The sequence below is a fragment of the uncultured Campylobacter sp. genome (genome assembly GCF_937997405.1).
GTDB lineage: Bacteria > Campylobacterota > Campylobacteria > Campylobacterales > Campylobacteraceae > Campylobacter_B.
The window spans coordinates 1-22,314 of sequence record NZ_CALKTL010000138.1; the positions used below are offsets into that span (position 1 = coordinate 1).

The following is a 22,314-nucleotide window of genomic DNA, read 5'->3' on the forward strand; positions in this document are numbered from 1 at the left end:
ACCGATGAGATGATCTTCGTAAAATGGACGCGCAATGCGCCGCACCGCTATAAGATCATATTAAATTTAGAAAACAAGCGCGGCTCGCTGGCGACGTTTTTGAACTATTTAGTCAAGCTCGAGGTCGATCTAGTATCGATAAGCCTTAACGAAAATAGCGAAACGACGTCGGATTATTTTGAGATCATCATCGAGCTAAACGAAAATTTAGACTCCACGGAGATTAAAGACAAACTCAAAAACCGCTTTAAAATCGTGGATTTCGTATCGCTTACGGACGTATATAAAAACTAAATAAGGGAGAGCAAATGGCTGACATTCAAGGCATTATGGAAAATTTCAAGCGCGGCGTCGCGGAGATCATCGGCGAAGAGCAGATTGAAGCTCTGATTAGGCGCTATTACGACAGCGGCGAGGTCTTCTACGTCAAAATCGGCATGGACCCCACTGCTGCGGATCTACACCTAGGACACGCCGTCGTGCTAAATAAGCTTGCGTTTTTACAAAACCACGGCGCGATCGTGCAATTTCTAATCGGTGATTTTACTGCTCAAATCGGAGATCCTACGGGCAAGAGCGAGACTCGCAAAAAACTAGCGCGCGAAGTCGTGCTGCAAAACGCCAAAACCTACGAGCAGCAGGTCTTTAAAATTTTAAATCCTGCAAAAACTAAGGTGATGTTTAATTCCGAATGGACCAACCGCCTGGGTGCTAGCGGTATGATCGAGCTATCAAGCACTTTCAATGTTGCCCGGATGCTCGAGCGCGACGACTTCGAGAAGCGCTACAAGGCAGAGCAGCCGATCAGCATCAGCGAGTTTATGTATCCGCTGTTGCAGGGATACGACAGCGTTTGCATGAAATGCGATATAGAATTCGGCGGCACCGATCAGAAATTTAATCTTTTAATGGGTCGCCAGCTGCAAAGAATTTATGATGTCGGCAAAGAACAAAGCGTCGTGATGATGCCGCTTTTGGTAGGCACCGATGGCACGAATAAAATGAGCAAAAGCCTGGGTAACTACATCGGCGTAACCGATACGCCTCATGATATGTACGGAAAGGTGATGAGTATCAGCGATGCGTTAATGTGGGATTGGTATAATCTGCTAAGCCAAAAGAGCAGCGAAGATATCGAGCTCATAAAAGGCTTCGTAGCGGATGGCTCGATCCATCCTAAAGCGGTTAAGGAGGAGCTTGCCTCCGAGATCGTCACGCAATTTTATGACGAAAACACCGCCTTTGAGGCCAAGCAGGAATTTGACCGCGTCCACGGCGCCGGCGAGCTTCCTAGCGAGATCAAGGAATATCACGTAAGCTCGCCTGCATGGATCGTAAAGGCGCTCATCAGCTGCAAGCTCGCCGTATCTAGCTCGGATGCGCGCAGATTGATAAAATCAAACGCCGTCAGTATCGATCAAAATAAAATTTTAGATGAGCAGCTTCAGCTTAGCTCGGGCGAATATACACTCCAAGTAGGAAAGAAAAAATTCGCTAAATTAAAGGTGGATTAATGAGTATAAAGATAGGCAAACACGAGATTGCACACCCGATAATTCAAGGCGGCATGGGACTTGGTATCAGCTGGGACAAGCTAGCCGGCAATGTCAGCCTAAACGGCTGTCTAGGCGTCATTAGCTCGGTCGGCACCGGCTACTACGAAAATCTTAAATTTGCCAAAAAATCGCTCGAGGGCAGACCATATCAAAGCGAGAATTTTTATAGCAAAGAGGCGCTTTTTACCATCGTGCAAAACGCCCGTAAAATTTGCGGCGATGCGCCTTTGGGGATGAATGTAATGTGCGCAGCAAACGACTACGAACGCATCGTGCGCGACACGTGCGAGGCAGGTATCGACATCATCATAAGCGGCGCCGGGCTTCCTACCAATCTGCCGGAATTTACAGCCGATTTCCCGGACGTCGCGCTCGTGCCTATCGTCTCCTCCGCCAAGGCTCTTAAGATCATCGCCAAGCGTTGGAAGCAGCGCTACGACAGAATTCCTGATGCCGTAGTGCTCGAAGGCCCTCTTAGCGGCGGACATCAGGGCTTTACCTACGAGCAGTGCGGCGATCCGGCGTTTGCGCTGGATAATCTGATTCCGCAAGTAAAAGCGGAAATCTCGCAATGGGGCAGCTTCCCGCTCTTTGTCGCAGGCGGAATTTGGGATAAAACCGACATCGATCGCGTGAAATCTTTGGGCGCGGACGGCGTACAGATGGGTACGCGCTTCATCGGCACCTTTGAATGCGACGCCGCGGAGGAATTTAAGCAGGTGCTTCTTAATGCCAAAAAAGAGGACATCCGGCTTCTAAAATCGCCCGTGGGCTATCCTGCACGCGGAATTCATACTAATCTGCAAGATATGATAGCCGCAGGCACGGCGCCTAAGATCCGCTGTATCAGCAACTGCGTAAGCCCATGCGAGCGCGGCAAAGGCGCTAACGCCGTAGGATACTGTATCGCAGACCGCCTAAGCGACGCATATCTTGGCAAAACGCAAAGCGGCCTGTTTTTTACCGGTGCGAACGGATGGCGATTAAACGAGATAATATCCGTGAAGGAATTGATAGAAAAACTTGTAAATGGCGAAGATAGTTAAAATTTTTCTAATCGCGGCTTTTAGCTGCGTATTAGCGTTTGGAGCTTCGAGCGAGGTGTTTTTTGCGAAATTCGACAAGGATTTCATCGTAGCAACACCAAATTACAAGCGCTCGTTGCACAAGGAGTTAAAATTGCTCTACCAAGGCGCGTCCGATAAAGAAGTTCGCATCAAAGCGCTAAAAAGGCTGGTTTACAGCTCGAAAAATTTAGGGCTTGATTCCTCGCCTTATGAATCTGCGCTAGCCAAATTACAAGGCAAAGCAAGCGATAGCAGCACGAATTCTAAAAAACTCAAAGATGAAAACACAAAAAATTCCAAAAGCTTGGACGAGAAAAACGCTTCAAATTTAGCGCACAGCCCCAAAGCCCCCGCCTCTAAAAATTCTAAGAATTCAAAAAATTCCACTTCCAAAAATCTCAAAAAGACGCGCGCGCCAGAAGAAGCCGATCTAAGCTCGCTATCTAGCGAGGATCTAGAATTCTTACGCTCTACTAGACCTCACGATGCAGACGACGCAAAAAATTCAACAGACGATGCGCGTAGCAACGACGCGAGCGAAAATCCCGCAGGAGCCGATGACTCCTTACAAGCGCAGAATTCCGCAGGTAGCGCTGCGACAGAGCGACTAGATTCTGAACTTCGCAAAAGCAGCGTAAAAAAATCCGCCCCCGATGCCAAACTCGCTCTAGCATCGCTGCGCGGTGATGGGGATGAGATCGTGCTTGAGTTTAACCGCGATCTAAAGCGCGGCGATTATAAAGATTTTACGATCGCAAGTAGCGATAATTTTCGCTTCGTGCTCGATTTTAGCGCGCGGCAAAAGTCACAAAAAACGCGGCTTAAAGATAGCTTCGTTAGCGATGTGCGCGTCTCGCAATACAACGACAAGACCGTACGCATCGTACTTAGTAATCCGAAAGAATTCAACGCAAACGTAGAAATTAACGGCAATATGATGATTTTAAGTACGGCTGAAGGCTTAAAAGCCGCAAAATCGGCGCGAGCAGAAAAAAACAAGGATCAAAAATCAGGGCGCAAGCACGGACGCGAGCAAGATAGCGAGCCGCAAATCAGCACGATAGAGGAATCAGGGGGCGCCAAATCGACCTCCGTGGCCGCCGGTAAAATTTATAAATCCACTAAGGGCAAGCTCATCGTAATCGACCCCGGTCACGGCGGTAGCGATTCGGGCGCGGTAGGAAACGGGCTGAAAGAAAAAAACGTCGTGCTGGCCACATCCAAAAAGCTCGGTGTGCTGCTTACCAAGCGCGGATACAAGGTGCTTTATACGCGCAGCACCGACGTTTTTATAAATCTACGATCGCGCACCGCTTTCGCCGCTAAAAAAAACGCCGATATGTTTATTTCGATCCACGCAAATGCCGCTCCTAACGCTAACTCAGCACTTAAAATGAGCGGTGTGGAGACCTTTTTCTTAAGCCCGGCTAGAAGCGAACGCAGCAAAAACGCCGCCGCGCTCGAAAACAGGGGCGATCTGGAGGATATGAATACCTTCTCGAAGCAGACCTTCCTAAATTTCTTAAACCGAGAGAAGATAATCTCCTCAAACAAGCTTGCCATCGATATTCAAAGCTATATGCTAAGCTCGGTCAAAAAGAGCTTTTCAAGCAGAGACGGAGGCGTGCGCGAGGCGCCATTTTGGGTGTTGGTGGGCGCTACGATGCCCGCGGTGCTCGTGGAGATGGGCTACATCACGCACCCGCAGGAGGGTAAAAATTTAGGCAAAAGCGCCTATCAAGATCGCATCGCCCAAGGCATCGCAAACGGCGTGGACGCGTACTTTCAGAAAAACAAGTGATGAAATTTTACGCGCCGCGCATTTTGCGAGCTAGATGAAATTTTATTTTGGCGCCGAGATTTGCCCCGCAGATATAGTTTAGCGGGCACAACGGACTTGCATATAAACAGAGCGCGGAGGCGGTAAATTTAAAATTTAAAGCCCGCCACGCTAAATTTAAAGCAAAATGCGCGGCGCTTGGGTGCAAAATTCGCTCGCGTGCAAAATATCTACTACGGGCAGGTAAATTTTTTACGGAGCGTCTTGCGGCGCCACGAGCTAGGGATATATACAGCTTAGGCGCGGAATTTTAACGTGGCTCGGCATAAAATTTTAAAGCACGGACTTGGCGCCACTTGCTCGGCAGAGCGCAGCTAGGTAAAATTTACCGACAAAATCGCATTTAAATCGCGCGAAAATAGCGATTTTGTCGCGCTAACGCAAGTCGTGTTTCAAACCGCGTCCGCGCAATTAGGATTGTGCTTTAAGTTATGAGCGTGTATATTGCGCCAGTCGCGCTTAAAACAGCACGGTCGCGTCCTAAAATTTCGCGCCATGTCCGCAGGACGCGCGATATTTGCGTAATGCTGCGAACGCGGCAGTTGCAACGCGCCGATGCCTGCGCTCTATGTGCATTAAAGGTGCAGCTGAATCGTAAATTTAAAGATAAATTTTAAAAGGTCCGAAATGAAAAAAATCGTATTTTTGATCCTGCTTTTCGCCGCCGTCGCGCTCATGCTCTACGTCACTTCGCGCGTAAATCCGAGCCTTTTTGCCGAGATCAAAGTCCTAGGCGCACTGCTAAACGCCACGATATTCGGCGTCGCGCTCATCGCCTTAGCGATCGGCGAAAAGGAGCTTGTGCGCTTTCCGTTTCTTACCGCCTCGCTGCTGGCGCTGTTTTCGGGGCTGGTAGAGGGCGTGCTGCTCTTCGAAAACCGCTACTACATCGCGATCACGGCGGTAGCGTTCGTCGCCTTTGTCTTTTATCTACAGATCAGGCACAAAAGATTTTCAAACAAAATTTATGAAAATTCTGCGGACGAGAGCTCTAAAAATTTAGACAGCAACGAGAGCGAAAACTACAAAGAGAGCGGCGAAATTTTAAATTCTCAAAGCGAGGATGAAATTTTAAATTCTAATGACGATCGCGGTGAAAATTCCGCGGATGGCGCAAGGCGCGATAGATGATCAGATCCGCGCTGATCGCGCTTGCGGTGATATTTTTGCTGCTTTTAAATTTAGCCAATCTCTTCGGCATGACACGCATAAGCGGGCCGGTGCCTGCGATGATCTGGTTTGCGATCAGCTTCTGCGGGGTTTTTTACCTATACAAATTTTGCGGCGCAAAGCCCGTCTCGGCGCGGATCGGGATCTTTGCCGTAGCCTTCGTGGGCGGATTCTTCACGAGCGTTTTGTACTACGGATTTTTTAATTCACAAACTTTGGAATTTGCCTTTACATACGCCCTTTTTGCAGTGGTTTTTACGCTCGGCATCGGCGTGATTTTATAGCGAGTTTTAAAATTTAGTGCCCCGCTTAAAATTTCGCCGCCGAAGCTCAAAATAAACTCGCGCGATTTTGTAAAATTTCAAAATTTATCCGCGCGAACACCAAATTTACATCCTGATCTTGTAGGTCTTGTAGTTATCTTTCATCCTAAACGTCAGCAAATTTTGCAAAATTCCAAAGAGGATCATAAAGGTGATGAAGCTGCTACCGCCATAGCTGAAAAACGGCAGCGGCACGCCTACGACGGGCGCGAAACCCACCACCATCGAGATATTAACGCCCGTGTAGATGAAAATAAGCGAGGCAAGCGCGCTCGTAAAGACCCGTATCAGATAATCGCTTTTGAAATCGTAGTTCAGGCTCAGCAGATGCAGTATCAGCAGCGCATACAGCGCGATCAGCGCAGCAGCCCCTACAAAGCCGAAGCGCTCGATCGTATAAGCGAAGATAAAATCGCTCGTCGCAATCGGTAGAAATTTAAAGTGCGTCTGCGTCGCTTCATCCTTATCCTTGCCGTAGATGCCGCCGTTTCCGATAGCGATGATCGCCTGCTTGACCTGATAATTGGGCTCCTCGCTGATAAAATCGGCGATGCGCTTTTTTTGATAATCGTGCATGTTTTCGTACAAAATCGGCGAGCTGGCCACAAAAACGATGATCAGCGTAAGCCAAATTTTTTTATCGACGCCGATGATGAAAAGGATCGCAAATCCGGTCAAAAAAAGTATCGCGGCGGTGCCTAGATCGGGCTCTTTTGCGATCAGAACGAAAGGTAGAAGTATGTAAAAGCTAAGGCGCAAAAAATCCTTCAGCCCGTAGCCGTTTTTCGGCGGCGGATTTTTGTGTATCAGATACATCAGCATCAGGATAAACGCGGGCTTCATCACCTCGCTGGGCTGCAGCGTAAAATGCACGAAAGGGATCTCCAGCCAGCGCCTAGCTCCTAGCTTGCTAACGCCGAAAAAATCGACGCTGAGCAGCAATATGATATTGATCCAATAAAATATAGGGATCAGATATAAAAATTTGCGTATCGGAAAGAGAAAAAATAGAGTAAAAACGGCTAATCCGACGCCGAAATAAACGACTTGCTTCGAGGACAGCACGTCGTTTGCCTCGCTTATTAAAACGTATGAAAAAACCACTATCGGCACGATCAAAAAAGGTTGAATGAAATCAAAATATGCTAAAATCTTTTTGTCAATTTTAAACAACGCTTAATCCTATTAAAATTTTGACGTAAGAATAGCCAAAAAAGGTATAAATTTGGATAATCTAATAGCACAATGCAGCGAAAGGCTCGACGTTTTTTTAAGCTCGCAGCTTGGAATTTCGCGCAATCAAATATCAAGCCTGATCAAATCCGCAACGGTCAAAGTGGACGGAGCCGTGCAAACTAAGCCCGGCTATAAGCTATCTGCGGGCGAGCTCGTGCACATCGACTACCCCGCGCCCGCGCCGCAGCAGATGAGCGCAGAGCGGCTAGATTTCGACGTTGAAATTTTATACGAGGATGAGGATCTGCTCGTGGTAAATAAGCCCGCGGGCCTTACCGTCCACCCCGCCGCAAGCGTCAAAGAGCCCACGCTCGTGGACTGGCTCAAGTCTCGCGGCTATCTGCTTTCCACGCTCGGCGGCGAGCTTCGCGCGGGCATCGTGCACCGCCTGGATAAGCTCACCAGCGGCGCCCTGCTCGTCGCCAAAAACAACGCCGCGCACGCCGCGCTCTCGGCGCAGCTAAGCGATAAAAGCATGGGGCGGATATACCTCGCGCTCATCGACCTGCCGCTGAAAGAGCCCTGCGTGATCGAGCGCCCGATCTCTCGCAACCCTGCAAACCGTCTAAAAATGGGGATCGTGCCCGGCGGACGCAATGCAAAGAGCGCGTTTTATGAAATTTTAAGTGGCACAGAACTAACGGAGCTTCAAAACTCCGCCCAGAGGTGCGATGAAATTTTAAGTACGAGCGCGGGCAATGGTACGGCTGCGGGCAAGAGCGCGGGGGCGGATAAAATTTTAAACGACTACGCAGGCGCGGATAACGCGGACGAAATTTCAAATAATTGCATGCGGAGCGCGGATAAAATTCCGATCCAAAGCGTAGATAAAATTCCAAGCAGCCGCGCAGACAACGCAGATAAAATTTTAACCGCCGATATGAACGCAAATGAAACCAAAGCCGCCCGCCTCGCCGAGAATAAATTTTTAAATTTTAAAAATCCCGCTCAAAACTATAAGCTGCCACCGATAAACCTAAAGAGCTTTAATCTCGTCGCGGCAAAGCTCTTCACGGGCCGCACGCATCAGATCCGCGTGCATTTAAGCTCGATAAATCGGCATATTTTGGGCGATCATTTATACGGATTTAAGAGCGAAAACGCTAAAATTAGCAGGATTTTGCTCCATGCCTATTTGCTCTATTTCATCCATCCGCGAAGCGGCAAAGAGGTGAAAATATGCGCAAATTTGCCGAGCGAATTTCTAAATTTTACGACAAATCAAAAGGTAAAGGATGAAATTTATGAAAAAATTTTACCGACTAACGTTGAGCGCTACTTTAGCGATATTAGTGGCTGGCTGCACTACGTCTAGCGCGCCTAGCGCAAGCGACGAGAACCTTCCGCGCGTAGAGGGCATTAGGACGATCACGAGCGACAATGAGATCGGCCTTGAGTGGCCTAGATACGACTCAGATACCGCCGTACTGGGCTTTGTCGTTTACCGAGCGCCTGCAAGCGGCGGCGAAGCCAAAAAGATCGCCACCATCGCAGATCCATACTCCACCCACTACGTAGATACGAGACTGCAGCCGGGCACTTCGTATAAATACACCGTGCGCACATACGGCGCCAAGGGCGTTTCGGCTCCTTCTCCGGTCGCTATCGCAAGCACGGCGAAGATGTTAGAGTCCGTGCCGTTTGCGCAGGCTATCTACGGGCTTCCGGGCCGCGTTAAGATCATCTGGCGTCCGCATCCGGATCTTCGCGTAAGCTCCTATCTAATCGAGCGCCGTCCTAAGGGAGGCGAGTCGTGGAGTACGATTAAAGAGGTTCGCGGCAGACTTAGCGCTGAGTATATCGACAATATCGATTACGGCGAAGGATACGAATACCGTATTACCGTCAAAACCGAAAACGGAGAGCTGTCCAAGCCTAGTGCAGTCATTGCCGCAGCGCAGGCAGAATAAAGTTTGCCGAATTTCATAACCCAAAGCGTGAGCCTGCCGACGCTACCAGCTAGATTCGGCGAGGTCGAATTTTTAGAGACGGCGCGTGATAGAAACCTGACGCTCGTGCGAACCAGAAGCTTTGATAGCGAGTTTTTTATCACCCTAAAACCCGGCGGCGGTAAAGTTATAATAAAGGGCGAAAAGATCACCAAGCCCGCCAAGATCGGCCATCTGCAACGAGCGCTCGAAATTTTTAAAGAGCGCTTCTGCGGGCCGATCATCTCGCAGGCGTTTGCTTTCAAAGACAGCTCGCTTACCGAAAAAACGCCGCTGATTTTGGACGAGAATGAAATTTTATCCCTCGTAAAAAGCTCTAAATTTAATAAAATTTTTATCGAGATCGGCTTCGGCTCGGGCAGACACCTGCTTCATCAAGCGCGCTCAAATCAAGACGCGCTGCTAATCGGTATCGAAATTTACAAGCCCGCGATCGAACAGGTCGCAAAACTAGCGATCCGCGAAGGGCTGCAAAACATCGCTCTCATAGCCACCGATGCGCGGGTTTTACTGAGCCTGCTTCCCGCGGGCTGCCTGCAGCGCGTGTTTTTGCACTTCCCCGTGCCGTGGGACGACGCACCGCACCGCCGCGTCATAAGCGACGAGTTCGCCTCGCAGATCGCACGCACGCTCGGGCTCGGCGGTCGCTTCGAGCTTCGCACCGACAGCGAGGAGTACTTCCTCTACGCGATACAAAAGCTCTCGCCCTACGTTCAGCGCAAAGCGGGCGAAATTTCGCACTTCAAAAATCGCGACGCCGCCGTAGCGAGTAAATACGAGGATAGATGGCGCAAAATGGATAAAGATATCTACGATCTGATCTACGAGAACAAAACCGCGGGCCGGGGCGAGCCGCAGCAGTTTGAGATGGAATTTTTAAAATTTGACGCGGCGGCAATCTCGCGAAATTTTAAAAATTCTACCTTCAAAGGCGAGGATTTTTTCGTGCATTTTGAGGAAATTTTTTACTTTGACGCTCAAAAAAGCTTGGACGCGGGCAGCGCTTGCGAAGCGAACGGCGTAAATTTAAGCAGCGCGGGCGAAGCTATAAACAACGGCGAAGCTATAAATTTAGACGCGACGCGTGGCAAAAATTTAACCGAGCGAGCGAGCGTGAATGAAATTTCGTCAGACTGCGGCAAAATTTCAGCTACGGCGGCGGGCGATAAAATTTCAGCTTGCGCCAACGCTACGCAAATTCTAAAAAAAGCAAGCGCCGTACCTTGTAAAAAGGGATCGCAAGCCGAACGGCAAAGCAAGCCGAGCTTCACCAAGCAGCAAGATAAACACCAAAGCAACCTAGAAGGCTGTGCAGAAACGCGAGCCGAACACCAAAGCGAGCTAGACTGCGCAAAGTCACAGCTCAAACAGCAAAGCAAGCCGTGCACTGCAGAACCGCAAGACGTGCTAATCCTGCTTTCGCTAGGTGCATTCGACTTTCCGCAGCAGTGTTTCATCCGCGCAAACGCAAGCGGTACGCGCTACTTTATCTGCCGCCCGCTTCCTACGCGCGAAAATCACGCGGCACATCAAAAAATTTCGGAGATATTTTCACAATGGCAGAGATAACGGACGATTACAACATCATCACCGCAGCGGGCCTCACGCTGGGCTACGAAAAGGCGGGCGCGGTCATCCAAGACGCAAATTTCGGCATCGGCGCGAAGGATTTCGTCATCATCACGGGCAAGAGCGGCAGCGGCAAATCCACGCTGCTTAAGTCCTTCTACGGCGGCATCGACATCATCGGCGGCGAGCTGAACGTCTGCCTGTGCGATCTAAAGGGCATCACAAACTCCGATCTGCGCACCCTGCGCCAACGCATCGGCATTATCTTTCAAAATTACCGCTTGATCAACGAATGGACGATCGAGCGCAACATAATGCTTCCGTTAATGATAATGGGCTACAATCAGCAGGTCTGCCAAGACCAAGCCAAAAAGCTACTGCGCCACGTCGAGCTCGGGCATAAGATGGGCAAGTATCCGCTCGAACTTAGCGGCGGCGAGCAGCAGCGCGTGGCTTTGGCGCGTGCGATGGCGCATAATCCGCGCCTACTGCTGTGCGACGAGCCTACGGGAAATTTGGACGACTACTCCAGCGCCATTATTTGGAATTTGCTGCGCTCGGCGTGCGAGTCGTGGAACGCCTGCGTCGTCATCGTGACGCATAAAATGCCCTCTACGCTTCGTTTTAGGCACCGACATTTTGAGATTAAGGACGCTAAAGTAAATGAAATCGATTAAAACCCATTTCGGCGTGATCTTTTCGCTCGTCGCGCTGCTTTTTTCGGTGCAGTTTGGAATTTTTATGAGCAACCTAACCAAAAGCTACGAGCGCTCGATCCAAAATGAATACAACATCGTGCTAGTCTCCAAAACCCCGCTCAGCTTGCAAGACGCGCAAAAAGCGGTGCCGAAGATCAGCTCGATTAGCGAAATTTCCACAGCGGGCATCACCGAGCGGCTAAAGGGTAAAATTTCACAAAACGCCTTTGCCGAGCTTAGTAAAAATTTACCTAAATTTTATAGCGTCAAGCTCGAAAGCTTCCCCGACGCCGCGCAGCTTGCAAAGATCGAGCAGGATCTAAAATCCATAGGCTCGCTTACGCGGGTTGAAATTTTCAAAAAAACCCACGATGAAATTTTTAAAATTTTACTGCTTATCAAAAGCCTCGTTTACGGCTTTGCGTTTCTGATCGTGCTTTTAGGCGTGATGTTAATTCACCGCCAGATGCGTATCTGGGTTTACGAACACAAAGAGCGCATCGAGATCATGGAGCTTTTCGGCGCGTCGTTTTTGATAAAAAGCGGCAAGCTCTACCGAATGGCGATAATAGACTCCTTTATCGCCACGCTGATCGTGACCTGCTTTTATATAGCGCTTCCTTCTTGGGAGGTGTTTTCGACCACGCTTAAGGGTATCGGCGATCTACGCACCGCCATAGTGCTGCCTTACGACGCGCTGATCCTTTTGGGTGTCGCCTTGACGCTATCTATCATCGCGGTAAGTTTTGTGATGCTGCAAATTGGAAATAAACGAGCATGAAAAGGGCTTTTTTAGCGCCGCTTCTTGTGCTAGGGCTCGCCGCGGCTCTTACTTATGCCGCGCCCGCAAAGGGACAAAGCACGAAAGATAAGATCGCCAAAGCGGGTCAAGAGCTAAAAAGCTCGCAAAAGGAGGGGATGCAACTCTCGCAAAAGATCGATGAGATTGCAGGCCAAATCGTAAAGGAGCAGGAGGGCTTTAAAAAGCGCGAGGGCGAGATTAAGCAGCTAAGTGACGCGATCGAGGGCTTAAAAGATCAATACGCCGCCGAAGCGCAGGAGCTTGAGAAGCTCAATAGCCAAAACGTCACGCTTCTTAGCGTGCAAAATGATCTAGAAAGCAAGATCATAAGTGTGATCTCGCAAGAGCTATCGTTTGATCTCATCACCGACGTAAATTCCACAACCACGCCCGATTCTATCGTAGCTAGCGAAATTTTAGAGGGGCTCGGCGTCGTTATGAACGACGAGCTGAAGGGGCTGATCAAAGACTATGAAAATAATCAAAATTTTATCAACGAGCAGAATAAAAAGATCAAATCTATCCAAGCAAGCATGGCAGGCTACGACAAGAAAAAAACCGATCTTAACGCCAAGCAAACCACCCAAAAAGAGAAGCTCGCGCAGATGAAAAAGGACAAAGAGGACTACATCGCGAGACTGGAGAAGATAAACGACGAGCAAGATGCCATATCTAAGACCCTGCAGGAGCTTAAGATCATCGATGACGCCGAGGAAAAAGCCAAAGCGCAGAAGGAGGAAGCGGCACGCCAAGCAAAGCTTGAAGCGCAGAAGCAAAAGGAGCGCCAGGCGCGCGAAAAAGAGTACGCCAAAGCAAAGGCGGCTGCCAAAAAGGCGGGCAAACCCGAGCCTGAGCCTCCTAGCGAGCCCGAGCCAGAAGTGAGCGAGCCAGCGGATGAGCGCGTAAGCAAGATCAACCAAAAGGTCAAGCAGTACGGCTCGAGCTATCAGTCCTCGCGCGTTAAAAAATACAGCGGAGCCAAGACCGCGGCGCCTCTGAACAGCGCGTATTTGAAGCGGAAATTCGGCAATTACAACGATCCCGTGTATAACATCAAGCTTTTCAACGAAAACATCGTGCTCGGCTCAAATAGCGGCGACACGCAGGTTAAGGCGGTGCTGCCGGGTAAAGTAGTCTTTGCTAAAGAAACCGCCGTGCTCGATAAGGTCGTGATCCTAGAGCATAGCGGCGGCATCCACACGATCTACGCGCATCTAAATCAGATCCCGCCTACCGTGCGCGTCGGCTCCAACGTCAAAAAGGGCTACATCATCGGGCGCATCGGCTCAGATCTGACCTTTGAGGTGACGCAGCAGAACTACCACATCAACCCGCTCGATCTCATCAGCCTGAGGTGAGCCGTGGGCGATGAAAATTCTGAATTTAGCGGATCTTGCGAGGACGCCGAAAGTTTAAATTTAAGCGAGCAAAGCTCGAACTGCGAGTTAAATTTGAGCGATGAAAATTCTGCGGCGACGTTAAATTTAAACGATCAAAATTTAAGCAACCAAAGCTTTGCCGCCATAGGTATCGCCTCCATGTCAAATTTAGATGGCGAGAATTCCGCCACGGGAGTCGCTGCATTAAATTTTAAAAATAAGAATTCCGCGATGACGGACATCATAGCGACATCAAAAACGATGGTGGGCACCGCAAAAACAGGAAGCTACAACGAGCGCCGTAGAAGCAAAAATGACAAAAACAGCGCAAAACAATATTGAGATTACAAGGGTAGCGGAGGAAATAATGATAGCAGAGATAGCACCGACAAAAGAAGCAGAAGCGGCGAGGCCGCAGATCCAAGAGCTTACCAATTTTCTTAGCGAATACGCCGCCAAGATGCTTAGCATCGGCACTTACACCGCGCGCATCGAGCACTGCGTGCGCAGGATAGCGGACGCTTACGACTATGAGGCGAGCCTGATGATCTTCGTGCGCCACTTCATCATCAGCGTGATGGACCCCGCGGACAACTCTATCCGCCGCACCTACGTCAAAACGGGCGCTGTGGCGCAGATCAGCTTCGATCTGATCTCGGAGCTAAGCGCACTTAGCTGGGAAATTTACGACGAGAAAATCCCTCTTGCGCGCGCCAGAGCCGCATTTGCAGAAATTTTAGCCTCGCAAAAGAAAAGCTTCGCCAAAACGCTCGTTTTGCTCAGCGTCGCAAATGCCGCGTTCTGCGAGCTTTTCGGCGGCGACGGCGGCGCAATGGCATTAGTTTTTGCAGCTACGGCTTTTGGAATTTGCGCCCGCTATCTACTTAGCAAGCTTAAAATCAATCTAAAAATCCAATACATCGCGGTTTCGTTCGCAGTCTCCTTCATCGTCTCGCTAGGCGCTCGCTACGGGCTTAGCGCCACGCCCGACGTAGCCGTGGGATCGAGCATACTATTTTTGATCCCGGGCGTCTGGCTGATCAACTCGGTATTTGACATCCTAAACGAAAATATGCTCGTAGGCATCAGCAGAGGGCTAAACACGGGGCTTTTGATCATATGTATCGCGATCGGACTATTTCTGACGCTTAGCATCTCAAATTTGGGGCTTGTAAATGTTTGATCTCGCGCTTTTGGTATTTAAGGACGCTTGCTTTGCCGCTGCGGCGGGGCTCGGGTTTGCGTATGCGTGCATGCCGCCTAAAAAGACGCTCGCCTTCTCGGCGCTGCTTGCGGCGGTTGCGCATTCGTGCAGGTTTTTGCTGATACAGAGCCAAATTTTTTCGATCGCCGCCGCGACGCTTTTTGCGTCGTTTCTGATCGGTGTTTTGGGGATGCTTTGCGCCAAGCGCCTCAAGGTGCCCGCAGAGATTATCGCCTTTCCTGCGCTGCTTCCGATGATACCTGGCATCTACGCCTACAAGGCGGTTTTGGCGCTGTTTTCTTATATCAGAGCCGCGGGCGCAGAGCATAAACTCGCCCACCTCATCTCGTTTTTCGATAACGCCCTCGCCACGATCTCGATCTCGCTGGCGCTCGGCACGGGTGTCTCGATAACACTGCTAATTTTCTACGAGCAGTCCTTGATGATCACTCGCGGCGCAAGAGGCAAATAGCGCTAAATATGGGATTTTAAGCAGTCGTGGCGGGTAAATTTAAATTTTATCATCTTCGCTAGCGGGGTAAAATTTATAAATTTTCCGCCCTTACCGCCAAAGTAAAATTTAGTTATATTCTCCATTTATCGCTCATTATTTGATATTTGTTTTATTGTTTTCTCTTTTTTATCGTAGTAATATCCCATATAACTTAAAAGTGTATTTCTGCAGCCCAATATAATTTGTTGCATAATTATAAGAAAGATAAATGCTATAATTAGAATGTATTAAAATACTACAAATTTCTTAGAAAGGACTTCAAATGGCTTTAACAGAAGAAGATATGAAAATGTGGCAGGGCGTAAGCGATCATTTGACGCGAATGGAAAACGACGCTGAATATCGCAAGGAAGTCGAAAATCAACTTTATCGCGGTGCTCCAAAAAAGAGTATTGAAAGAATACGACAAGCAGGTATAAGAAATAGCCAATCAAAGTTAGTAAGCGCAATAAAAAAGATTGATTTCAGCTCTAATGCCGAATTGATAAAAATTCAAGACGAAGCGATTGTCCTTGCTGAAAATTCTCTAGAAAATTTTTTAAAAGAATATAATGAGCACCCTAATACCACAGGTGGTCGTTATATTTGTTCCGATACATTCAAAGAACTTTTTCCTTGCTTTGAAGCAAAAGAAAATAGGGCTCTAGTAAATGACGCGATACATAATTCCTCCGCTGTTTTGGCGGCGACGCAGTTTGAAGAGGTTCTAAAGCGCGATGAGCCTAATAAAACCAAAGCAATTTTCATCACCGGAATTCCTGGAGCCGGAAAAACAACCTCGGTTAAAAATTTTATGACTGATGACAAAGTTAAACTTATTTTTGAAGGGCAGTTGGCAAACCCGGCGCCGACTATCCCAAAAATAGAGCAGTGCCTACAAAAAAATTTAGACGTTACGATTGCTGCGGTGCATATAGAGCCAGAAAAAGCTTTAGACAATACTTTTAAGCGCTTTAACGAATACGGGCGCGGCGGGAGCATTGAAGTTATGTCTAGCATCCAAGGCAACTTACCGAGCGGTTTAAAAAAGTTAAAAGAGCATTTTGGGGATAAAATTAATATTATCGCCATTGATAGAAATAGCGATAAGAATAAAATTTTAACCGACGAAAAAGAGATCTACAAACTAATCAGTATCGGCTCAAAAGAGGAAATTTTCAAACGTTTAAAAGTCAAATTAGACCAAGATTTTCAAAAAGGCAGAATCGACAAAGCTTGTTTTGCTCAGGCGAACGAAACAAAGCTAAATAAAATTATGTCTATCCGAACCCATTAAGCCGAAATCGCAAAATTTAAAAGTGAGCTAGAGTAAAATGCACGAAGCGATATACCTCAAGACTTAATCCGCGATAATTTTAGAATGTCTCAAATATCATTAAATCAGGGCTTTTGCTTGATCTACTCTAGCAAATTTCATCTCAATGCTTTGTAGGTATTGGGCTCTCTTGCTCCGCTCGTCGCACCTCTTGCCGTGATGGTAAAATTTAGCTGAGCTTTTCTGACTTAAACGCCCTTTTTACCGTCATATAAAAGCCGCTAAAGATAAAAAGCGCCATACAAAGCGAAACGAGCGACCATAAAATTTTACCCGCGAGCCCAAAAAAATAGCCCGTATGCAGCTGATAGTTCGCGTCTTTAAACTCGCCCACGGTGATACCCTCCGTTTGCTTCTGCTGCGCGATTTTGCCCTCATTTAGCTTCACGCTCGCGCCTTTTGGACGGGCTGTAGCGGGCGCATCGGGCTCGTAGTATCTGACGCCGATCTTATCTCCGGCTGCGAGCATTAGGGTAAATTCTTTATACTCTATGCCACTTGATCTGAATATCTCATAAGCCCTCTGCGCGTCGCTAAATTTATACGTAGCGGGCTTTTTGCTCTCCTCTTTAGCAGGTGCGGCGGCGTGATCTTTAGAAGCAGCGGCTTTAGGCGCGCTAGCTTGCGGTAAATTTTGCGAACTTACGAAAAGCTTCATCACAGCATCGTTATACCAGCTATACGACCAATTAAGCCCGGTTAGGCAGATAAGTAGGTAAATCACTACACTCAGCGAGCCTAGGCTCGTATGTAGGTTATAAAAAAGAGCGTATTTTTTGAGTTTAAAATTTGGTCTTATAGCTTCGATAAATTTGCGCCTAAGCCTTGGGAAATGCAGCCATACGCCGCTTATTACGAGCAGTATCATCGCCACGACGCTCGCACCCACGATCTGTTTGCCGACCTCGGCTGCGGTTTTATTGCCACTTAGCGCTAGACCCAAATTTCGATGCAACGCCATCACCGTTAGCACAAAGCTCGTGCCGCGATCCTTGCCAATGATCTGCGCAGTGTATGGATCGACCAGATACGCATCATTTCTGTTTGCGTAAATGACGAAGGCTTCGTCATCACTTTTGGGCACGACGAGCCTTACGGGCTGCTTAGCGCCTGTTTGCTCGCTAAAGCTTTGCAGGATTTTCTCCACGCTTTGCATTTCGCCCGTTTTTTCGACCTTTTTAGAGCCCGCGTTTATTAGCGCCTCAAGCTCGTGCTGATACGACAAAATCGCGCCTGTAATGCCTATAATAAGCAGCGGGATAGAAAAAACGATCGATAAAACAAGATGGACGTTAAATAAAATTTTGTTGCGCTTAAGAAGCGAGCTCATTGTAGATCCTTGCGAGATGAATTTAATCTTTATTTGATTGAGGTTCGCAATTATATTGTGCGATTTTAAATATTTAGATAATTATCATTAAGATTTAAGCTGCGAAATTTAAGGCGCGTTATGGCATCACAAGAGCGCACAGGCACTTCGCGCAACGTCATAAACCGCGTACTTCAGGATCTCAAAGCCAAAATTTAATCCGCCTTTCGCGCGGCAAGATCACGCTAGCGAGATAAAATTCTAATCGCGATTTATAAAAAGCGCGCTTAGAATCTCGTAAATTTAGAAATTTTGCGCTAAAATTGCCAAAGACGCGAGCTTGCGTAATTTATAAAACAAGGTCATTATTATGTCGCAAAGTATAACCGAGTTTGCTACGATAATCCTTTATGTTACGATAGGCTTTTGCCTTCTTGTTTCATTGCTTGATAAAAACAGATCATTCAAAACCGTAGATCACGGAACTCTGTTTATCTCCACCGATCCGCTTTTAAAAATGCAGATGTTTATAATATTCCTAAGCTTCGGCGTAGTCACTCTATCCAGCTCGCACGTAGCAAAACATAACGGCGAGCCGATACCCTGCTTTTACACCCACGATAAAATTTGCTCGCAAGAGTACAAAGCGGCAGGCATAAATTTAAGATGCTTTGAAGAAGGCGATCCCAGATGCATAGACGGATATCTGCAAATAAGCGAGCCTATACTAATACTCGGCAAAATCATATCTGTCTGCGCCATAATTTTTTCTTTTGTCGTGCTAATTCAAAAAGGAATTAGAATAGATAAAAGCGGCATCTGCAAAGAATGGGAGGTTCTGCCGTTTAGGCATACGGAAAAGATATACTTTGATGAGATGAACTACGCCACATGGTTTATAAGAGGCGTAAAAATAATCAGCATACGAGGCAAAATTAGCGGCGTTAAATTCGGGGCGGGATATTTGTATGCACAAAAGGATATAGATTTTTTGCAAAATTTTATATTAGAAAAGCTAGCTGAAATTTCAAAAGCTAAAGCAGCCGAGCAAAATGCTTGAGCTTTTAATTTAACGCTAAAAATATCTAAATTTAAGGTGGCGGCATGATATTTTTATATTTGATATTCGGCATAAATCTTTTACTGTTTGGGCTTGCTATTTTAAAAAGCATGGTTTTTAAAAGCAAAGCCTCTTATAAAACCGTGCAAAAGGGCGCCTGGCTCATACCTCCTAGCCCCATAGCAAAAACTATGCTTATCGTGCTATTTTTATCCTGGGGTTCGTTGGTGGCGTTTGATGAGCCTTGGATAAAAACAACAAGAGGCGGAGGTAAAGTTGCATGCTTTGATGCAAACGACCCTTTATGCGTAGGCGGGTATATGCAAAGAGGCGGCGGCGAGACCGCACTCGTGATCGTAATGGGTCTTGCAATGATGTTAATTGCCATACTGCCGTTATCCGAAAAGGGCGTCATCATAGATAGCCGCACCGTAAGGAAAGAGTGGAGATTTTTATCGTTTAAATTTAGCACAAAGATCGATATAGAAAACGCCCTTACGGAGAAAGGGATGAGGGGCGAGATGCCGATTTTGATAGTAGAAGACGGGCAAAGCGGAAAAAATTTCACGCTCTCATTCCCATACGCACAGCAAGATATAAAATTTATTGAAGCAGAGATAAGAAAGAGGCGCTATAAGATGATAAAATCAAAAGAGGCAAGAGTCCCTTAAATCCGCGCTCAAAAAAACTATAAGCTTAAAAGGCGCGAATGAGCGCATAAACATAGAAATTCTAAAAAAAGACAAAGAGGGCGCGGGCGATTAAATTTAGTTCCGGATGGCGCAATGATTGTGCGCGCAGTAGCTGTAAATTTATAACATGCGGCGAAGCGGCGTAATGATCGCGCGAGTAGTAGCCGTAAAATGTACGCGTAGCAAAGCGGCGGCAACAAGTGCGCGCAAGCCCAAAAAGATGAGCCCAATGCAAGCCTAAAAAGACGAGCCGAAAACTTAAAACGAGCTAGGCGCTAAAATTTAACTCGCGATCTTAAAAACCAAAATTCCAAACCGCTCCGCTAAAATTTAGCCTATTTTTTACCTAAAATTTCGTAAAATTACGACTTTAAATTTTCAAAAAGGACGCAGATGAATAAAAGTTTAGAATTTAGAGCCGATGTCGGGATGGTCTTCGTGGCGATCGCTTTTGGGCTCGGGTATCTGCCCACCTCGCAGGCGCTTGCGAGCAACAACGTCTTTGTGCTGCTATTTTGGCGCTTTTTCGCCGCGAGTATCATCGCAGGCGCGATATTTTTCCCGAAGCTCAAAGCCATAACTTCGCGCGAGATCAAGCACGGCGCGGTGCTTAGCCTGTTTTTATTCGCGGGCTTTACGTCGCAGACCTTCGCCTTTAAATTTGCGCAAAGCTCCTCCGTAGCGTTCATTATCGGCCTAAACGTCGCGCTCGTGCCCTTCATCGCCGCGGCGCTGTTTAGACATAAAATTTACTCCTACGCCTACGCGGGCATCGCGCTTGCGGTCATTGGCCTCTATCTCATCGGCGACACGCAGCTAGGCCTCGGCAAGGGCGAAGCGCTGGCGCTAGTCTGCGCGTGCGCGTATTCGTTTCACATCGTGCTGACCAACCGCTTCGTGCAAAGCTGCGACGTAGCGGGCATCGCCTACGTACAGATCCTCTGCCTAAGCGCGCTTTGCTGCTTTGCGGCGATCTTTTTTGAAAGAGTCAGCATCGTGCCGGTGATGGATAAAAGCTTTTTCGTCGCGATGGCGGTGATCTGCCTGCTGGGAACGGTTTTTGGCTTTTTTGCGCAGGCTTTGATGCAAAAATACACGACGCCCGTAAAAACTGCTCTGTTTTTCACGCTCGAGCCCGTAACGGCGGGCATTATGGGCGTATTCGTGGGCGGCGAGAGGCTAAGCGCGATGCAAATTTTAGGCGCGGCGCTCATCCTATCTGGCGTTTTGATAAGCGAGATCGGAAGCTACCTCAGCGCAAAACGGAGCAGATCTGCAGAGACCTGATTTTGCGGCGGCGCAAATTCCATAAATTCCATGCCGCGTGGAATTTTGCGTCGTAAAATTCCGTGCTGCATAAATTTGCACGCAAAATTCCATGCCGTATAAAATTCTACGCCTTTAAAATTCCGCAACAAAATTTCGTATTAAAATTTACCCAGCAGGGGCGTGCGGCGAAGTTTTAGCGATAAAATTTCATTGATTAAGCGATACAATAGTAAAATAATGAAATTTTAACAAAGGAGCCCCTATGAAAAAAATCATCCTTCTTGTTGCCGCGCTTGCGGGCATATTGTTTGCCAAAAGCGTAGAGCTCGCCACGCCGCCCGATCATAAAGACGGCGTAAATCACCTGGAATTGGTGCTGATCTTAGATAAATCAGGCTCGATGAGCGGGCTTCTACTCCATATATAATAGGGGGATCTCTTGGGCTAGAATGGGAGGGCATCCCCTGAGCTAAAGCACACACGTGCTACAGACCTGGGGAAGGGAGGCTAGCTAGTACCAGCGGGAAGGCTTCCCCGAAGAGAGCGGGCCGTGAGTTCGAGACCAAGCAGGCCTACCCTATCAGTATAGGAGGGGAGCACGCCTATAGCTGGCTACGCCTTCTCCTCCCAGCTTCGTGGGGAGAGAAGTCTGAGGCGGTCGGGAGGGAAGCTCTCAGCAGAGCGGGTATTCTGACCGAGGCTTGGGGGAGAAGGGGCTCTGAGTGTGACGGGGAGACGGGCGGGAGGAAGGCATGGGCGAAGGCCGTAGCGGAGCAAACTTCTATCCCTGTGGCTTAGGGCGACTCTGCCCCAGTTTCTTTATCTTTGTCTTACTGACCCTCAGGCAGAAAAGACAAACAAGATATATCCTATGAAGATCAATCGTTGGGTGGGCCTAGCCTTCCCAGTCCTACTCACCACCCTACTAGCCCTCTCGAGCTGTAAGTCCTCTTCCACCAAAGGCTCTGTACTCCAGCAGAATGCCATCGGGAAGCCTGGCGAACTGATGCTCGTCATGGGGAAGGAATACTTCGAGAGCCCGATGGCTCAGGAGCTCTATGACCTGCTGGAGGAGGACGCTCCCGCCCTGCCCCAGAGCGAACCTTCGCTACGCATCTCCCGCGTACCGACCCAGTCCTTCAAGGGGACACTCCAGCTCGTGCGCAACGTCTTCCTCCTCGACATCGATCCCCAGCGCTACAGCAAGGTCTCCCTCAAATACAGCTACGACGACTGGGCTACAGGACAGGTGGTGGCACGCCTCACCTCCCCCAGCCCCGACTCCGTCCGCTCCTACATCAAGGCCAACGGCAATACCTCCAGCGACTCTCACTACACGCTCCCCCTTGTCAATCGTTCCGA

The 22,314-nt window shown here is 48.3% G+C and carries 23 protein-coding genes and 1 pseudogene; 21 read left to right on the forward strand and 3 right to left on the reverse strand.

Going from position 1 to position 22,314, the window contains the following annotated elements; all coding sequences use genetic code 11:
- From Q0372_RS07250 to Q0372_RS07275, 6 genes and pseudogenes are all read left to right on the forward strand, one after another.
- Positions 1-294 (forward strand): annotated as a pseudogene (locus Q0372_RS07250) (bifunctional (p)ppGpp synthase/hydrolase); the annotation flags it as partial.
- A 14-nt stretch (positions 295-308) separates the two neighbouring features.
- Positions 309-1,514, forward strand: coding sequence for a tyrosine--tRNA ligase (tyrS, locus tag Q0372_RS07255; protein ID WP_177389336.1), 1,206 nt, complete (start codon positions 309-311; stop codon positions 1,512-1,514).
- Positions 1,514-2,602, forward strand: a complete 1,089-nt coding sequence (locus Q0372_RS07260; RefSeq protein ID WP_298104377.1) for a nitronate monooxygenase — start codon at positions 1,514-1,516, stop codon at positions 2,600-2,602. Before tyrS ends, Q0372_RS07260 begins: the two co-directional genes overlap by 1 nt.
- On the forward strand, positions 2,586-4,424 hold the full coding sequence (locus tag Q0372_RS07265) for an N-acetylmuramoyl-L-alanine amidase (protein WP_298104380.1): 1,839 nt from the start codon (positions 2,586-2,588) through the stop codon (positions 4,422-4,424). The genes Q0372_RS07260 and Q0372_RS07265 overlap by 17 nt, the downstream gene beginning before the upstream one ends.
- A gap of 666 nt (positions 4,425-5,090) precedes the next feature.
- Positions 5,091-5,594 carry a hypothetical protein gene (locus tag Q0372_RS07270; RefSeq protein ID WP_298104382.1) on the forward strand — a complete coding sequence of 168 codons (504 nt, stop codon included), beginning with the start codon at positions 5,091-5,093 and terminating at the stop codon, positions 5,592-5,594.
- Positions 5,591-5,917, forward strand: a complete 327-nt coding sequence (locus Q0372_RS07275) for a hypothetical protein (RefSeq protein ID WP_298104385.1) — start codon at positions 5,591-5,593, stop codon at positions 5,915-5,917. Before Q0372_RS07270 ends, Q0372_RS07275 begins: the two co-directional genes overlap by 4 nt.
- A gap of 105 nt (positions 5,918-6,022) precedes the next feature.
- Here Q0372_RS07275 and Q0372_RS07280 read toward each other — a convergent pair whose 3' ends face one another.
- Entirely contained in the window at positions 6,023-7,129 is a 1,107-nt protein-coding gene (locus Q0372_RS07280; RefSeq protein ID WP_298104388.1) for an FtsW/RodA/SpoVE family cell cycle protein, read from the reverse strand.
- A gap of 52 nt (positions 7,130-7,181) precedes the next feature.
- Between Q0372_RS07280 and Q0372_RS07285 the strand changes: the two genes are divergently transcribed.
- Genes Q0372_RS07285 through Q0372_RS07325 form a run of 9 tightly spaced genes read left to right on the forward strand, consistent with a single transcriptional unit; the run spans position 7,182 to position 15,265 of the window.
- Positions 7,182-8,507 (forward strand): RluA family pseudouridine synthase, encoded by a 1,326-nt coding sequence (locus Q0372_RS07285; protein WP_298104390.1) that lies wholly within the window; start codon positions 7,182-7,184, stop codon positions 8,505-8,507.
- Positions 8,437-9,102 carry a fibronectin type III domain-containing protein gene (locus Q0372_RS07290; RefSeq protein ID WP_298104392.1) on the forward strand — a complete coding sequence of 222 codons (666 nt, stop codon included), beginning with the start codon at positions 8,437-8,439 and terminating at the stop codon, positions 9,100-9,102. The genes Q0372_RS07285 and Q0372_RS07290 overlap by 71 nt, the downstream gene beginning before the upstream one ends.
- 3 nt (positions 9,103-9,105) lie before the next feature.
- On the forward strand, positions 9,106-10,710 hold the full coding sequence (gene trmB, locus Q0372_RS07295) for a tRNA (guanosine(46)-N7)-methyltransferase TrmB (protein WP_298104395.1): 1,605 nt from the start codon (positions 9,106-9,108) through the stop codon (positions 10,708-10,710).
- Positions 10,698-11,387 carry an ATP-binding cassette domain-containing protein gene (locus Q0372_RS07300; protein WP_298104398.1) on the forward strand — a complete coding sequence of 230 codons (690 nt, stop codon included), beginning with the start codon at positions 10,698-10,700 and terminating at the stop codon, positions 11,385-11,387. Before trmB ends, Q0372_RS07300 begins: the two co-directional genes overlap by 13 nt.
- Entirely contained in the window at positions 11,374-12,189 is an 816-nt protein-coding gene (locus tag Q0372_RS07305; RefSeq protein ID WP_298104401.1) for a hypothetical protein, read from the forward strand. The genes Q0372_RS07300 and Q0372_RS07305 overlap by 14 nt, the downstream gene beginning before the upstream one ends.
- Entirely contained in the window at positions 12,186-13,568 is a 1,383-nt protein-coding gene (locus tag Q0372_RS07310) for a peptidoglycan DD-metalloendopeptidase family protein (protein WP_298104404.1), read from the forward strand. Before Q0372_RS07305 ends, Q0372_RS07310 begins: the two co-directional genes overlap by 4 nt.
- 3 nt (positions 13,569-13,571) lie before the next feature.
- Positions 13,572-13,931 carry a hypothetical protein gene (locus tag Q0372_RS07315; RefSeq protein WP_298104406.1) on the forward strand — a complete coding sequence of 120 codons (360 nt, stop codon included), beginning with the start codon at positions 13,572-13,574 and terminating at the stop codon, positions 13,929-13,931.
- 25 nt (positions 13,932-13,956) lie between these two features.
- Positions 13,957-14,772, forward strand: a complete 816-nt coding sequence (locus Q0372_RS07320; protein ID WP_298104410.1) for a threonine/serine exporter family protein — start codon at positions 13,957-13,959, stop codon at positions 14,770-14,772.
- Positions 14,765-15,265, forward strand: a complete 501-nt coding sequence (locus tag Q0372_RS07325; RefSeq protein ID WP_298104414.1) for a threonine/serine exporter family protein — start codon at positions 14,765-14,767, stop codon at positions 15,263-15,265. Before Q0372_RS07320 ends, Q0372_RS07325 begins: the two co-directional genes overlap by 8 nt.
- Before the next feature lie 2 nt (positions 15,266-15,267).
- On the opposite strand, the gene Q0372_RS07330 is transcribed toward Q0372_RS07325, so the two are convergent.
- A complete protein-coding gene (locus Q0372_RS07330) occupies positions 15,268-15,390 on the reverse strand; it encodes a hypothetical protein (RefSeq protein ID WP_298104417.1) in 123 nt (40 codons plus the stop codon).
- 179 nt (positions 15,391-15,569) lie between these two features.
- On the opposite strand from Q0372_RS07330, the gene Q0372_RS07335 reads away from it, so the two are divergent.
- Positions 15,570-16,583, forward strand: a complete 1,014-nt coding sequence (locus tag Q0372_RS07335) for a zeta toxin family protein (protein ID WP_298104420.1) — start codon at positions 15,570-15,572, stop codon at positions 16,581-16,583.
- 208 nt (positions 16,584-16,791) lie between these two features.
- Here Q0372_RS07335 and Q0372_RS07340 read toward each other — a convergent pair whose 3' ends face one another.
- Complete coding sequence (locus Q0372_RS07340) at positions 16,792-17,952, reverse strand: PepSY-associated TM helix domain-containing protein (protein WP_298104423.1); 1,161 nt, start codon at positions 17,950-17,952, stop codon at positions 16,792-16,794.
- A 349-nt stretch (positions 17,953-18,301) separates the two neighbouring features.
- Between Q0372_RS07340 and Q0372_RS07345 the strand changes: the two genes are divergently transcribed.
- The 5 genes from Q0372_RS07345 to Q0372_RS07365 form a co-directional block, all read left to right on the forward strand.
- Positions 18,302-18,991, forward strand: coding sequence for a hypothetical protein (locus Q0372_RS07345; RefSeq protein ID WP_298104426.1), 690 nt, complete (start codon positions 18,302-18,304; stop codon positions 18,989-18,991).
- 44 nt (positions 18,992-19,035) lie between these two features.
- On the forward strand, positions 19,036-19,662 hold the full coding sequence (locus tag Q0372_RS07350) for a hypothetical protein (RefSeq protein WP_298104429.1): 627 nt from the start codon (positions 19,036-19,038) through the stop codon (positions 19,660-19,662).
- A gap of 414 nt (positions 19,663-20,076) precedes the next feature.
- On the forward strand, positions 20,077-20,970 hold the full coding sequence (locus Q0372_RS07355) for a DMT family transporter (RefSeq protein WP_298104432.1): 894 nt from the start codon (positions 20,077-20,079) through the stop codon (positions 20,968-20,970).
- Between the two features lie 244 nt (positions 20,971-21,214).
- The gene (locus tag Q0372_RS07360; RefSeq protein ID WP_298104435.1) at positions 21,215-21,379 is read left to right on the forward strand and encodes a hypothetical protein; all 165 of its coding nucleotides are present in this window, start codon (positions 21,215-21,217) and stop codon (positions 21,377-21,379) included.
- Positions 21,380-21,823: 444 nt separating this feature from the next.
- On the forward strand, positions 21,824-22,314 hold a 491-nt coding region (locus Q0372_RS07365; protein ID WP_298104437.1), incomplete at its 3' end, for a DUF4837 family protein.

Excerpts from the sequence above, each read along its gene's own strand:
- tyrS (WP_177389336.1), top strand. The coding sequence starts at position 309 with ATGGCTGACATTCAAGGCATTATGGAAAATTTCAAGCGCGGCGTCGCG.
- Q0372_RS07260 (WP_298104377.1), top strand. The coding sequence starts at position 1,514 with ATGAGTATAAAGATAGGCAAACACGAGATTGCACACCCGATAATTCAA.
- Q0372_RS07265 (WP_298104380.1), top strand. The coding sequence starts at position 2,586 with ATGGCGAAGATAGTTAAAATTTTTCTAATCGCGGCTTTTAGCTGCGTA.
- Q0372_RS07270 (WP_298104382.1), top strand. The coding sequence starts at position 5,091 with ATGAAAAAAATCGTATTTTTGATCCTGCTTTTCGCCGCCGTCGCGCTC.
- Q0372_RS07275 (WP_298104385.1), top strand. The coding sequence starts at position 5,591 with ATGATCAGATCCGCGCTGATCGCGCTTGCGGTGATATTTTTGCTGCTT.
- Q0372_RS07290 (WP_298104392.1), top strand. The coding sequence starts at position 8,437 with ATGAAAAAATTTTACCGACTAACGTTGAGCGCTACTTTAGCGATATTA.
- Q0372_RS07300 (WP_298104398.1), top strand. The coding sequence starts at position 10,698 with ATGGCAGAGATAACGGACGATTACAACATCATCACCGCAGCGGGCCTC.
- Q0372_RS07305 (WP_298104401.1), top strand. The coding sequence starts at position 11,374 with ATGAAATCGATTAAAACCCATTTCGGCGTGATCTTTTCGCTCGTCGCG.
- Q0372_RS07310 (WP_298104404.1), top strand. The coding sequence starts at position 12,186 with ATGAAAAGGGCTTTTTTAGCGCCGCTTCTTGTGCTAGGGCTCGCCGCG.
- Q0372_RS07320 (WP_298104410.1), top strand. The coding sequence starts at position 13,957 with ATGATAGCAGAGATAGCACCGACAAAAGAAGCAGAAGCGGCGAGGCCG.
- Q0372_RS07325 (WP_298104414.1), top strand. The coding sequence starts at position 14,765 with ATGTTTGATCTCGCGCTTTTGGTATTTAAGGACGCTTGCTTTGCCGCT.
- Q0372_RS07330 (WP_298104417.1), bottom strand. The coding sequence starts at position 15,390 with ATGGAGAATATAACTAAATTTTACTTTGGCGGTAAGGGCGGAAAATTT.
- Q0372_RS07335 (WP_298104420.1), top strand. The coding sequence starts at position 15,570 with ATGGCTTTAACAGAAGAAGATATGAAAATGTGGCAGGGCGTAAGCGAT.
- Q0372_RS07340 (WP_298104423.1), bottom strand. The coding sequence starts at position 17,952 with ATGAGCTCGCTTCTTAAGCGCAACAAAATTTTATTTAACGTCCATCTT.
- Q0372_RS07345 (WP_298104426.1), top strand. The coding sequence starts at position 18,302 with ATGTCGCAAAGTATAACCGAGTTTGCTACGATAATCCTTTATGTTACG.
- Q0372_RS07350 (WP_298104429.1), top strand. The coding sequence starts at position 19,036 with ATGATATTTTTATATTTGATATTCGGCATAAATCTTTTACTGTTTGGG.
- Q0372_RS07355 (WP_298104432.1), top strand. The coding sequence starts at position 20,077 with ATGAATAAAAGTTTAGAATTTAGAGCCGATGTCGGGATGGTCTTCGTG.
- Q0372_RS07360 (WP_298104435.1), top strand. The coding sequence starts at position 21,215 with ATGAAAAAAATCATCCTTCTTGTTGCCGCGCTTGCGGGCATATTGTTT.